Here is a 12,002-nt window from a genome sequence, read left to right as displayed (position 1 = left end):
ATCTGGCCCGATCAGGCGGCGTCGCGAACTTTCTGGATGCGCGAGCGGATCGCCTCGATCATGGTCTCGCGAATAACGGTCTCGCCATGCGTCTCGCGCATATGCTCGACGGCGCGGCGCATGACCTCCGCTTCCTCGTCGGCGCGCGTGTGCCAGTCACAGCCGGGAACCAGCGATCCGCATTGGAATTCCTTCATGACTCTTCCTTTCCTAGCGCGGGTGGTTCGACCTTGGCCGGCCGGCCGCCCCTGATTTTTTTCTTGGCAGTCCGGGAGGGAAACGGCGGCGCGCCTCTTCCGGTTGCTCTGCCGGACTACCATAACACGTGTCGGACGGTTCGGTTGCATCGAAAGTCCCCAATCCCGGAATGGAAGGAAAGGCGGAGCACTATGCCCCGCCTTTCCCCGCTGCCTGAGAACTGGACCTTCAGAGCAAGGTCGTTACTTCATGATCTTGACGGCCTCGGCGATTTTGTTCTTGCCGCTCATGTCCCAGGACACGCGGACCTTCTCGCCGGCCTGAACGCCGGGATCCTTGAAGGCCTTGGACAGCTTGAATGTCGACCCATCGTCCAGAACAAGGCTCATGGCCGTTCCATCAAAGCTCTTGACGGTGCCGGTGGTGTGCTTCACCGCCGCGAACGCGGCGCCACCGGAGGCGAGAAAGGCGGCGGCTGCTGCCGTCACGATAAGCTTGCGCATGGCATACTCTCCTGGAAACAAGGGCACCCGTTTGGTCAGGCACCCTCCTGGTCAGGGCCGTCAAGTCGCGTCGAGTCACGGCCGGCGGTGACAGATGATCTCCGCTTCGACCGCCGGCGCTTCCCGACCCGACGACCCTAAATAGATCAATTTTTTCAAAAGGATATTAGACGAAAAAGATATCGTCCCTGCCACATTGCCCGCCAAGATTCACCGAATGGGACAGCAATGCGGCCATGACCGGGGCTCACCGGATCGTTACGGCCATTTTACCTCGGGCGGCAGGCTGGACAGGATCGAGGCGACATTGCCGCCGGTCTTCAGGCCGAAGATGGTGCCGCGATCGTGAAGCAAGTTGAATTCGACGTAGCGGCCGCGCCGGATCAGCTGTTCGTCGCGCTCGCCGTCGGTCCAGTCCTGGTTGAAGTTGCCCCGCACCAGATGGGCATAGACGACAAGGAAGGAGCGTCCGACATCCTGGACGAAATTGAGATCGGCGTTCCAGCCGCCCCTGTCCTCGTCCGAATGCAGCCAATCGAAGAAGATGCCGCCGATGCCGCGCGCCTCGTTGCGGTGCGGCAGGAAGAAATACTCGTCGCACCAGGCTTTGAATTTGGGATAGTCGGCGACGGCGGCGTTCTTCTCGCAGGCGAACTGCATGGCGCGATGGAAGGCAATCGTGTCGGGATCGTCCTGGGTTCGGCGACGGTCGAGCACCGGCGTCAGATCGGCGCCGCCACCGAACCACTGGCGCGTGGTGACGACCATGCGCGTGTTCATGTGCACGGCCGGCACGTTGGGATTCCAGGGGTGGGCGATCAACGAGATGCCGCTCGCCCAGAAACGCGGGTCTTCCTCGGCGCCGGGCATCTGTTTCCTGAACTCGGGCGAGAATTCGCCATGGACGGTCGAGGTGTGAACGCCGACCTTCTCGAAGACGCGACCGCGCATCATCGACATGGTGCCGCCGCCGCCACGCCCTTCGTCGCGCTCCCAGGGGGTCTTCTCGAAATGGCCGGGCGACCATGATGCTTGCGGGCCGCTGAGCTCCTGCTCGATCTGCTCGAAGGTGACGCAGATGCGCTCGCGCAAGGCCTCGAACCAGAGGCGGGCCTTCATCTTCTTCTGCTCGATATCGGCCGGCAGGCCCACCGGAAGATCAGGTCTTTCCAATTCGGTCTCCAGTCACAGGCTCACTTGCCTGACAAATGACTCGTTTTTTCTGCGCGCGATCCCTAATCTCTTGAGGACAAGGGTCAAGTCCTGTCTGATCCAGGTGCAAAGGAGTTCCTTCGTGCGCACCCCGGCAAGACCGCCGCTGGATGGCTTGAAGAAGAGGCTGGAGCGCTCACGGGCTGAGCGCGAAAACCAGCCGCGCGACGGTTTCTTGCGCGAAACCTTCGTGCTGCCGCGCCCGGATGCGCGCCTCAAGGCCAAGGAGTGGTTCGAGCGTTTTCCGAAACAGGCCTACTGGACCGAGATCGAAAGCTGGTTCGAACGTCCAGGCGACGTGATCGAGTTCACCATGCGGCGGTTGCCGGCGGCTGATTAAGGTGCATTGATATTCAGGTGAGGCCGGCCTGCAAACGGCGGCTTCCGGTGCTTCCGGTGCTCACGTACTTTAAGTACGCTCCGCTCCGGTTCTCGGAAGTCATCTAGTTTGGTCGCTTCGCGCCCGTCTTCGACTCCGGCTCGGCCTGACCTGAATCTCAATGCACCTTGGCGCCAGACCGTCAGCGCACCGCCAGCCGCCTCGCACCTGTTCCCTCCCGGGCCAGGCGGTCTTCCTTGTTTCTCAGCGGGCATTTGTCGATCGACATGCAGCCGCAGCCGATGCAATCGGTCAGGCCATCGCGCAATTTCTTGAGCTGGGCGATCTTCTGGTCGAGATCGTCGCGCCAGGCTGTTGAAAGCAGGTTCCAATCCTCGCGCGTCGGCGTGCGCTCTTCGGGCAGGGACTGGAACGCCTGTGCGATCCCGGCAAGCGAGATGCCGACTTCCTGGGCGACGCGGATGATCGCCACGCGGCGCAGCACGTCGCGGCTGTAGCGCCGCTGATTGCCGGAGGTGCGATGGCTGCGGATCAGCCCGCGCGCCTCGTAGAAATGCAGCGCCGATACCGCCACGCCGCTGCGCACGGCCACCTGGCCGACCGTCAATTCCCTTGCCGGAGCCATTCTCAAATTCCCGCTTGACCTCAAGTTAAGTTGAGCTTGTAGCGAAAGAGCGACGATATGGCAAATGCAGGAGAAGGCGATGTGCGCCTGGACGAAAATGACGGCGGAAGGGGTGGCGGTTCGGGAGAGCGAGGAAACCCGGCGCGTCCTAGCCGAGCTGGCGCAGCGCTTCGCCCGCGACCATGGCGACCGACAGCGCGACATTGATGCTGCGGGCGCCCGCCCGCATCGGAATGGTCAGTCGCGCGTCGGCCGCCTGGTGGACCTGATCCGGCACGCCGGCGGATTCGCGGCCGAACAGAAGGATGTCGCCGGCAACGAAAGCAAAGTCGGTGTAGGCGGCCGTGGCCTTGGTGGTGAGCAGCACCAGGCGGCGCGCGTTGGTCTTTCGCCACTCCTCGAAGGCGTGCCAGTCGGCATGGCGGGAAAGCGCCGCCTTTTCGAGGTAGTCCATGCCGGCCCGTTTCAGTGCCCGGTCGGAGAGCGGGAAGCCGGCCGGCTCGATGATATCGACACCGATGTCGAGGCAGGCGGCGAAGCGCAGGATTGTCCCGGTGTTGCCGGCGATATCCGGCTGGTAGAGCGCGATGCGGAGACGATCGTTCATTTCCGCATCCTGCTAATAAGTGGCAGATCGGCCACAGGAACCTCCGGCTTTTGGCGATTTCTGGACTGGCGGGTGGCCATTTTCTGCGAAGTCGAGTATATGCCCACCATCGTCAACCCGAACCGAATGGAGGGGAACACATGATGACCATGCACATCCAGCTCCTCTCCGGGGCTCACGTATGCCCGCAGGCGGTTTCGGTACGACGATTCTTCTGACACTTTAAGTCCTCATCGCACCGATTCCCGCCGAACCCAGTTTTCGGCCTTCGAAGGAATCTTGCGATGTTTTTCAAACTGCCAAAGGGGCGCCGCGCTCCCGCTGAACGTGTCAAGACCGATGCTTGCCGTCGTGTCAAGACCGACGGTTACCGTCGTGCCGAGGCTGACGCTCGTCGTCCGGTTCCGGCCGATTCGATCCGCGCCTTCGGCCGAATGCCGGTGGTCGAGGCCGCATCACCTTTTTAACGCATTTGCATATGGAGGACGGACCGATGTTCGATCCCTACAAGATACCGGGGTCAAGAAGCCTGCATGAGCGCAAGGTGGCTACCTGGGCGCTGCTGATCGGCGAGACCTATTCGTCGGCGGTGCATGCCGAGGAACGGCGCAGGCCGCATCGCGGCATGCTGCCGGACGTCGATTTCTCGCGCGCGGTGCCCGACCGCAGCCGGCCCACGCTGGTGCGCCGGATCATCCGTTTGATCCGGCCGGGCGACAGGAACCGGGCAGGCTCCGGCCTTTCGTCGGGAACTTCGGGGCCGTCAGGATCGTCAAACGAACCTGTCGGCGAAATGCCGGCGAAACCCTATATTGCGCGGGATAGGGCCTGCGACTCGGATGATTCCGTGTCGCCGGCCCGCAATGCGGCGCGGCCGCAAAGCCTTGCCCATCAATCCCGCGCCGCGTGAGCGCACAGATAAGTCGAGTGCCTGGAATGTTCCGCTGGTTTGAAAACAGGCTCGATCCGTTCCCCGCCGCGGAGCCGGTCGAGCCGCCGAGGACGCTGATCGCGTTTTGCGTGCACTACACGCGCGGCGCCTGGCCCTACATCGTCGTCGATGCGGTGCTGGTGACGGCGATCGCCTTCACCGAAGTCTGGATGTTCGGCTTCCTCGGCCGCATCGTCGACTGGCTGTCGGCGCAGAACCGCGAAACCTTCCTGCAGACGGAGATCTGGAAGCTCGCCGGCATGGCTTTCGTCGTGCTGTTCGCGCTGCCGGGCACGGTATGGCTGCATTCGCTGCTCAACCAGCAGACGCTGATGGGCAATTATCCCATGCGCATCCGCTGGCAGGTGCATCGCTATCTGCTCAAGCAGTCGATGGCCTTCTACCAGGACGAGTTCGCCGGCCGCATCGCCACCAAGCTGATGCAGACGGCGCTCGCCGTGCGCGAATGCGTGATCAAGCTGATCGACGTGCTGAACTACGTCGTCGTCTACTTCCTCGGCATGTTGTTCATCGTCGGCTCGGCCGACTGGCGGCTGGCCGCACCGCTCGCCGTCTGGCTGGTTGGCTATATCGGGCTCTTGCGCTTTTTCATTCCACGGCTCGGCAAGGTCGGCGAGGAGCAGGCCAATGCGCGCTCGACCATGACCGGCCGCGTCGTCGACAGCTACACCAACATCCAGACGGTGAAGCTGTTTTCGCATGCGCGGCGCGAGGCAACCTTCGCCAGGGAAGGCATGGCGAGCTTCCTCGACACTGTCTACCGCTCGATGCGGCTGGTGACGGTGCTCTACGGCCTGCTCTACATCCTGAATTCGCTGCTTCTGTTCTCCGTCACGGCAATCTCGCTATGGCTTTGGCTGGGGCAGGCGGTGACGATTGGCGCCGTCGCCGTGGTCATAGGCCTTGTCCTCAGAATGTGGGGCATGTCGCAATGGATCATGTGGGAGATGTCCGGGCTTTTCGAGAATATCGGCACGGTGCAGGACGGCATCCAGTCGATCTCGCTGCCGCGCCTGGTCGAGGACAGGACGGGAGCCAAGGACATCAGTGTCAGCCAGGGCGAGATCCGCTTTGACGACATCCGCTTCCACTACGGCAAGCAGAAGGGCGTCATCGAGAACCTGTCGCTTACCGTGAAGCCCGGCGAGAAGGTCGGCATCGTCGGCCGCTCGGGCGCCGGCAAGTCGACGCTGGTCAATCTGCTGCTGCGTTTCTACGACCTGGAAAGCGGCAGGATCCTCGTCGACGGCCAGGAGATCGCGGCGGTGACGCAGGATTCGCTGCGCGCGCAGATCGGCATGGTGACGCAGGACACCTCGCTGCTGCATCGCTCGGTGAAGGAGAACATCCTCTACGGCCGGCCCGACGCGACCGACGAGATGCTCACCGAGGCGGCGCGCCGGGCGGAGGCGCTCGATTTCATCGGCGGGCTTTCGGACCACAACGGCCGCAAGGGCTTCGACGCCCATGTCGGCGACCGCGGCGTCAAGCTGTCCGGCGGCCAGCGCCAGCGCGTCGCGATCGCCCGCGTCATGCTGAAGGACGCGCCGATCCTGATCCTCGACGAGGCGACGTCGGCGCTCGATTCGGAAGCCGAGGCGGCAATCCAGGAGAACCTCTACAAGCTGATGCAGGGCAAGACCGTCATTGCCATCGCGCACCGTCTGTCGACCATCGCGGCGATGGACAGGCTCGTCGTCATGGACAAGGGCCGCATCATCGAGGAAGGCTCGCATGAGGAACTCGTCGCCAAGGGCGGGCTCTATGCGCAGCTCTGGCAGCGCCAGTCCGGCGGCTTCCTGCTCGATGACGCGCCAACCGAGGTTGATGCCAAGGCGCCGGAATCCGAGATGGCAGCTGAGTAACGCGATCGCGATTGCAGTTTCCGGCGTCTATGAGAGAAAAATGCTCGACCGCATCTTCACCTGGTTCGAAAGCCGTTATTCGCCGGTGGCGCTGGCTGAAGACAGGCAGCCGCCAATGGGGCTTTGGCGGTTCTACTGGTATTTCATAAGGCAGTTTCGCACCGCCTATTGGCTGCGCATCGTCATCGTTGCGGTCGCGGCAATCGTGGACGCGATGCTGCCGATTTTCGTCGGCCTGATCGTGGGCCTGCTCTCCAGCACCAGGCCGGGAGACTTCTTCGCCGCGCATGGGCCGCTGCTCGTGCTGATGGCGTTCGTCGTGCTGCTGCGCCCGCTCTCGATGGTCATCGACGGGCTCATCCGCAACCACGCCATCGCGCCAAACCTCATCGACCTCATCCGCTGGCAGAGCCATTGGCATGTCGTGCGCCAGGACTGGTCGTTCTTCCAGAACGACTTCGCCGGCCGCATCGGAACCAAGGTTATGCAAAGCGGCGATTCGATGGAGATGAGCGTCAACCTCACCGTCGATGCCGTCTGGTATGCGCTGGTCTTCGTTGCGGTCGCCATCGTCGTGCTGGCGCGGCTCGATCCGCTTCTCCTGGCGGTCGTGGCGGTGTGGCTGGTGTTCTATTGCCTGATCTTCTGGTCCGCGATGCCCAGGATCACGCAACGCTCGTCCCAACTGTCCGAGCGGTGGTCGCAGGTGAGCGGCCGCATGGTCGACAGCTACACCAACATCCTGACGCTCAAGACATTCTCGACCGGCGAGCACGAAGACAAATATGTCTCGCAGGCAGTCGTCGAGCACGCCGACACATTCTACCAGCTGATGCGCGTTTTCACGCTGATGTGGTCAGCTTTGTTCATCCTCAACGCGGCGCTGCTCATCGCCGTGAGCTGGCTGGCACTCGTCGGCTGGAACGCCGGCGCCTTGACCACCGCGGCCGTCGCGACCGCGATACCGTTCGCGCTGCAGATCGCCAACATCTCCGGCAGGATCCTCGACGTCGGCGCCAACGTCTTCCGGCAGATCGGCGTCGCCAGCAACTCGATGACGACGATCGCGCGGCCGATCGTCATGCAGGACCAGCCCGACGCACCGGCCCTCGTCGTGACCGCCGGCGGCATCGAGTTCGACCGGGTGAACTTCAATTACTGGCGCAAGGACGGCAAAGGCGGGGTCATCGACAATCTGTCGCTGAAGATCGCGCCGGGCGAGCGGGTCGGCCTGATCGGCCGTTCGGGAGCCGGCAAGTCGACGCTGGTCAATCTCGTGCTGCGGCTGTTCGACGTCCAAGACGGCAAGGTGCTGATCGACGGGCAGGACATCCGCAACGTCTCGCAGGAAAGCGTTCGGACGGCGATAGGCTTCGTCAACCAGGACACCTCGCTCTTGCATCGATCCGTTCGCGAGAACCTCAAATATGGGCGCCAGACGGCTAGCGACGAGGCGATGTTCAGCGCCGCCAAAGCCGCCCAGATCGACGATGTGATCGCGGGGCTGACCGATCCCCATGGGCAGAGCGGCTATGAGGCGCTTGTCGGCGAGCGCGGCGTGAAGCTGTCCGGCGGCCAGCGGCAACGCATCGCAATTGCCCGCGTTATGCTGAAGGACGCGCCGATCCTCATTCTCGACGAGGCCACGTCCGCGCTCGATTCAGAAGTGGAAGCCGCCATCCAGGAGAACCTCTACAAGCTCATGCAGGGCAAGACCGTCATCGCCATCGCTCACCGCCTGTCGACCATCGCGGCGATGGACCGGCTCGTCGTCATGGACAAGGGCCGCATCGTCGAGGACGGCTCGCATGAGGCGCTGATCGCCAGGGGCGGGCTCTACGCCCAGCTCTGGCGGCGCCAGTCGGGCGGGTTCCTGCTGGAGGAAAAACCGGTCGCCGACGATCTGGCGACGAAAGGTGAAGCCGCCGAATGATGAAGGGCGTCTATCGCTGGTTCGAGCGCTGGGTCTACCCGTTCCGCGAGCCGGCGAATCTGCGGCCGCCCGTCAGCGTCGGCGGCTTTCTCTGGCACTATGTCGGCCAGGCGAAGCTCGCCTTCTTCGCCATGCTGATCATCGGCGGCATCGCGCCGCTGGTCGAGGCCGGCCTGTTCTATTTCGTCGGAAGGCTGGTCGATATCCTCGACCAGCTGCCCGGCGAACGCAACTGGCACGCGCTTTGGGCCGCGGCCGGTCCCGAGCTCTTGTTCATGGGCGCGGTAGTGCTCGTCATCCGCACCGCCGTGGTCGGCCTGTCGGCGCTTGTCGACGAACAGACGATCACGCCCGGCTTCTACAATCTGGTGCGCTGGCAGGCGCATCGGCATGTCTCGCGCCAGTCCTACGCCTTCTTCCAGAATGATTTCGCCGGCCGCATTGCCACCAAGGTTTGGCAGGCGGGGCAAGCGACGGGCGACCTGATGGAAAGCTTCATCGAGGTCGTGTGGTTCATGATCGTCTATACGGTCACCACGCTGGCGCTGGTCGCCGGTCTCGATCTGCGGCTGGCAGTGCTGGTGGTGATCTGGATCGCCGCCTTCGGCTGGCTGGCGAAACTCTATCTGCCGGCGATCCGCAAGCATGCAGAGGCGACCGCCGAGGCCGGCTCGATGATCACCGGCCGTATCGTCGATTCCTATTCCAACGTGCAGACGCTGAAACTGTTTTCAGCCGATGGCGACGACCGCTATATTCGCAGCGGCTTCGACATCTATCTCGACGCGCTACGGCCGTTCACGCGCCGGCTGACCGGCGTGCGCATGGCGCTGACCATGCTCTCCGGCATCATGATCACGGCGATCGCAGCCTTTGCCATCTATCTCTGGGTCGAAGGCTCGATCACGGTCGGCGCCGTTGCCTTCACACTGTCGCTGGTGCTCAGGCTCAACATGCTGCTTGGAAGGCTGATGATGCAGCTCAACGGCATCTTGCGAAACCTCGGCGTGCTGGAGAACTCCAAGGCGCTGATTTCGCAGCCGTTGGGCCTGACCGACGCGCCGGACGCCAAGGAACTGGTCGTCACCGGCGGCCGCATCGAGGTCAGGAACGTCACCTTCCATTACGGCAAGGGGCAAGGCGTGCTCGACGGCATCGATCTCGTCGTGCGTCCGGGCGAGAAGGTCGGGCTGGTCGGCCCGTCGGGCGCCGGCAAGACGACCTTGGCCAACCTGATCCTGCGCCTCTACGACCTGGAGGGTGGCCAGATCCTGATCGACGGCCAGGACATCGCCGGGGTCACGCAGAACTCGCTGCGCGGCAATATCGGCGTCGTCAGCCAGGATACCGCGCTGTTCCACCGCTCGCTGCGCGACAACATCAAGCTCGGCATGCCGAATGCCACCGACGCGCAGGTTATCGCCGCGGCCAGGAAAGCCGAGGCGCATGACTTCATCCTCGGACTGCGCGACAACCGCGGCCGCGCCGGCTACGAGGCCTATGTCGGCGAGCGCGGCGTGAAGCTGTCCGGCGGGCAGCGGCAGCGCGTGGCGATCGCGCGCGTCTTCCTCAAGGATGCGCCGATCCTGATCCTCGACGAGGCGACCTCGGCACTCGATTCGGACATCGAGGCGGCGATCCAGGAGAATCTGACCAGGCTGATGGAAAGCAAGACCGTAATCGCCATCGCGCACCGGCTGTCGACGATCGCGGCGCTCGACCGGCTGGTGGTGCTCGACGGCGGCCGCATCGTCGAACAGGGCACGCATGACGAACTGGTGGCGCTCGATGGGCTCTATGCGCGGCTCTGGAAACGGCAGTCCGGCGGCTTCCTGTTCAATGAGGAAAGCGCGCTGGAAGAGACGCGCCCTGCGGAGTAGAACGGCGTCATGTCGGTACGCATGCCCACCAATTTCGGACGGTCAGGCGCGCAGGAGAGCGCGCTCGACCTGCTCGGCCACGAAATCCTCGCCGAAAAGGCCGCGGCGCTCGGCCGCGCCGGCCAGCGTGTCGAGGAAACCCTTGCCAAGTTGCGCGAGAGCGGCGAGGGCGAGCATCGCAACCGGTTGCTCAAGGAAGCCGCCGCGGCCGTCCACGCCTACTTCATCCAGCGCGAGCTTTGCGGCCTGCGCAAGCATGATGCCGTGATCCGCGAATACGACATCCCGCGGGCGGTGCTGGTTAGACTTGGTGCCAGTTAGGCACTGATTTCTTCACGGAAGCGTACCAATCTTGCAGCGAGTGCCGTGGGGTTCTCATCAGCGGCGAAGTGCCCGGTATCCGCGATGATGTCGCCTTCGACCCGCGACAGACCGGCGGACCTCAAGCCGTCGAGATAATCGGCGATGTCGCCGGATTCGGCCGAACCCCTGAGATAAAGAACCGGCGTGGTGATCGGCATCGCGGATGGGCGGGAATTGACCTTGGCGTCCTCGGCAAAGGCGCGGTACCAGTCGAAGCCGGCCTTGAGGCTTTCCGGCCGCGAATAGGCCTTTGTATAGATGTCCCTGGCTTCCGCGGGGATAGCGGTCTTTTCCTTGGAAAGGATATCGAAGAAGAAATCGAAATAGGCGCGCTCTTGGCCGCCTACCAGCATCTCCGGCAAAGCCGGGATCGCATGAAAGGCAAAATGCCAGATATGCGGATTGCGGATGACATTTTCCCACGGCGCCACGCCGGGGACGACGACGTTCATGATCACCGCGCCGGATAATTCCTCGGGCAAGTCGCGCAACAGCGCGAAGACGATCTGGCCACCGACGTCATGACCGGCGACGATGACCTGCCGCAGGCCGCAAGCGCCAATCAGACCCCTTATCAATCTTGCCAGATATCTCTTCTCGCCAGTCCCGGGCGCGTCGTACGAGCCGCCGATGCCCGGCAGGTCTGGCGCGACCACGTGCTGGTTCTCGGCCAGCCGGTCGATGACTGCCTCGAATGCATATGAACTTTGCGGCCAGCCATGCAGCAGCAGAAGGCCGGGCGCATCGAACGGTCCTGCTTCCCGGATCGCGATAGCCATCCCCTCGACCTCGATGGCGCGTGTTTGCATGCGTCGATCTCCATCGTTGCCAGATGGATGGAACTAGGTTGCGGTCAGGCTTCGGACAGGCCCAATCAGAATCATTCCAGCCACTCGGTGATGAAGTGGCCGTTCTCGTGGATGTCGGTGCTTTCGAGCGGGCCGGGGCCGAGATTGGTGAATTTGTGCGGCGTGTCGGGCGGCACGATCAGGATCTGGCCGGCCGTGGCCTCGATTTCCCGGTCGCCGATCGTGAACAGGCCGGTGCCGGAGCGGATGACGAAGATTTCCGCATAGGGGTGCTTGTGCAGGCGCGGGCCGCCGCCGATCGACGGCTGGTAGTTGAAGATCAGGCAGGAATTGGCGCCGAATTGGCCGCATTGCAGCTCGCCTATCCAGCGGTCGGGGGCTTCGGCCCAACTGTCGCGTTCGATGACATGCGCCATGGCCGGACAATAGACCGGGCCAGGAGCCGATGTCGAGGCGAACACCGGCCCGATTCACCCCGGATTTCTCGCTGTTTCACGCTGTCCGACGGCCTGGCCGGGAGGTGTCGGCCAAGGCCGCTGTGCGTCCCCGCGACAATCTGCCCTTGTGCCTTCACCCCGCTGGACAAAAACGGGCTGCACGCATAAACCGAAATCCAAATGCCGGAGGAATTCGCTAGCCTGTTCGCCATGCGCTGTCGGGCAGGTGCGATTGAGCGGGGACAAGGCTCGGCCTCCGGTTAGGAAGAGGCGAAAGG

Annotated in this window: 14 protein-coding genes; 7 read left to right on the top strand and 7 right to left on the bottom strand. The window is 63.4% G+C overall.

All coding sequences use genetic code 11. The annotated features are described in order from the left end of the window. Window positions 1-11: 11 nt before the first annotated feature. The 3 genes from FJ418_RS00875 to hemF form a co-directional block, all read right to left on the bottom strand. Window positions 12-197 (bottom strand): DUF1059 domain-containing protein, encoded by a 186-nt coding sequence (locus tag FJ418_RS00875; protein WP_008877709.1) that lies wholly within the window; start codon window positions 195-197, stop codon window positions 12-14. Window positions 198-440: 243 nt separating this feature from the next. Further along, a complete protein-coding gene (locus FJ418_RS00870) occupies window positions 441-701 on the bottom strand; it encodes a DUF1344 domain-containing protein (protein WP_140645747.1) in 261 nt (86 codons plus the stop codon). A 258-nt stretch (window positions 702-959) separates the two neighbouring features. After that, on the bottom strand, window positions 960-1,874 hold the full coding sequence (gene hemF, locus FJ418_RS00865; RefSeq protein ID WP_140863086.1) for an oxygen-dependent coproporphyrinogen oxidase: 915 nt from the start codon (window positions 1,872-1,874) through the stop codon (window positions 960-962). 121 nt (window positions 1,875-1,995) lie between these two features. Here hemF and FJ418_RS00860 point away from each other — a divergent pair, with 121 nt between their 5' ends. Beyond that, window positions 1,996-2,253, top strand: coding sequence for a hypothetical protein (locus FJ418_RS00860; RefSeq protein WP_140645749.1), 258 nt, complete (start codon window positions 1,996-1,998; stop codon window positions 2,251-2,253). A 181-nt stretch (window positions 2,254-2,434) separates the two neighbouring features. Here the strand turns inward: FJ418_RS00860 and soxR are convergent, their stop codons facing one another. Together soxR and FJ418_RS00850 are read right to left on the bottom strand one after the other, a co-directional pair. After that, window positions 2,435-2,878, bottom strand: a complete 444-nt coding sequence (gene soxR, locus FJ418_RS00855) for a redox-sensitive transcriptional activator SoxR (protein WP_140645750.1) — start codon at window positions 2,876-2,878, stop codon at window positions 2,435-2,437. Between the two features lie 148 nt (window positions 2,879-3,026). Next, the gene (locus FJ418_RS00850; protein WP_140858693.1) at window positions 3,027-3,485 is read right to left on the bottom strand and encodes a tRNA (cytidine(34)-2'-O)-methyltransferase; all 459 of its coding nucleotides are present in this window, start codon (window positions 3,483-3,485) and stop codon (window positions 3,027-3,029) included. Window positions 3,486-3,769: 284 nt separating this feature from the next. On the opposite strand from FJ418_RS00850, the gene FJ418_RS00845 reads away from it, so the two are divergent. Genes FJ418_RS00845 through FJ418_RS00820 form a run of 6 tightly spaced genes read left to right on the top strand, consistent with a single transcriptional unit; the run spans window position 3,770 to window position 10,436 of the window. Further along, on the top strand, window positions 3,770-3,952 hold the full coding sequence (locus FJ418_RS00845; RefSeq protein ID WP_140863083.1) for a hypothetical protein: 183 nt from the start codon (window positions 3,770-3,772) through the stop codon (window positions 3,950-3,952). 26 nt (window positions 3,953-3,978) lie between these two features. Continuing rightward, a complete protein-coding gene (locus FJ418_RS00840) occupies window positions 3,979-4,395 on the top strand; it encodes a hypothetical protein (RefSeq protein ID WP_140863079.1) in 417 nt (138 codons plus the stop codon). 26 nt (window positions 4,396-4,421) lie between these two features. Then, complete coding sequence (locus tag FJ418_RS00835; protein WP_140863076.1) at window positions 4,422-6,302, top strand: ABC transporter ATP-binding protein; 1,881 nt, start codon at window positions 4,422-4,424, stop codon at window positions 6,300-6,302. 40 nt (window positions 6,303-6,342) lie between these two features. Beyond that, window positions 6,343-8,235 (top strand): ABC transporter ATP-binding protein, encoded by a 1,893-nt coding sequence (locus tag FJ418_RS00830; RefSeq protein WP_140863073.1) that lies wholly within the window; start codon window positions 6,343-6,345, stop codon window positions 8,233-8,235. Then, the gene (locus tag FJ418_RS00825) at window positions 8,232-10,115 is read left to right on the top strand and encodes an ABC transporter ATP-binding protein (RefSeq protein ID WP_140645755.1); all 1,884 of its coding nucleotides are present in this window, start codon (window positions 8,232-8,234) and stop codon (window positions 10,113-10,115) included. The genes FJ418_RS00830 and FJ418_RS00825 overlap by 4 nt, the downstream gene beginning before the upstream one ends. A gap of 9 nt (window positions 10,116-10,124) precedes the next feature. Continuing rightward, window positions 10,125-10,436 carry a DUF6665 family protein gene (locus FJ418_RS00820; protein WP_140645756.1) on the top strand — a complete coding sequence of 104 codons (312 nt, stop codon included), beginning with the start codon at window positions 10,125-10,127 and terminating at the stop codon, window positions 10,434-10,436. Here the strand turns inward: FJ418_RS00820 and FJ418_RS00815 are convergent. Both FJ418_RS00815 and FJ418_RS00810 read right to left on the bottom strand, forming a co-directional pair. Beyond that, on the bottom strand, window positions 10,433-11,287 hold the full coding sequence (locus FJ418_RS00815; RefSeq protein WP_140863068.1) for an alpha/beta hydrolase: 855 nt from the start codon (window positions 11,285-11,287) through the stop codon (window positions 10,433-10,435). The genes FJ418_RS00820 and FJ418_RS00815 overlap by 4 nt on opposite strands. A gap of 71 nt (window positions 11,288-11,358) precedes the next feature. Then, window positions 11,359-11,703, bottom strand: coding sequence for a cupin domain-containing protein (locus tag FJ418_RS00810; RefSeq protein WP_140782434.1), 345 nt, complete (start codon window positions 11,701-11,703; stop codon window positions 11,359-11,361). Window positions 11,704-12,002: the final 299 nt, after the last annotated feature.

The sequence above is a fragment of the Mesorhizobium sp. B2-8-3 genome (genome assembly GCF_006440815.1).
Classification (GTDB): domain Bacteria; phylum Pseudomonadota; class Alphaproteobacteria; order Rhizobiales; family Rhizobiaceae; genus Mesorhizobium.
This window is presented reverse-complemented; position numbering and strand designations above follow the sequence as displayed.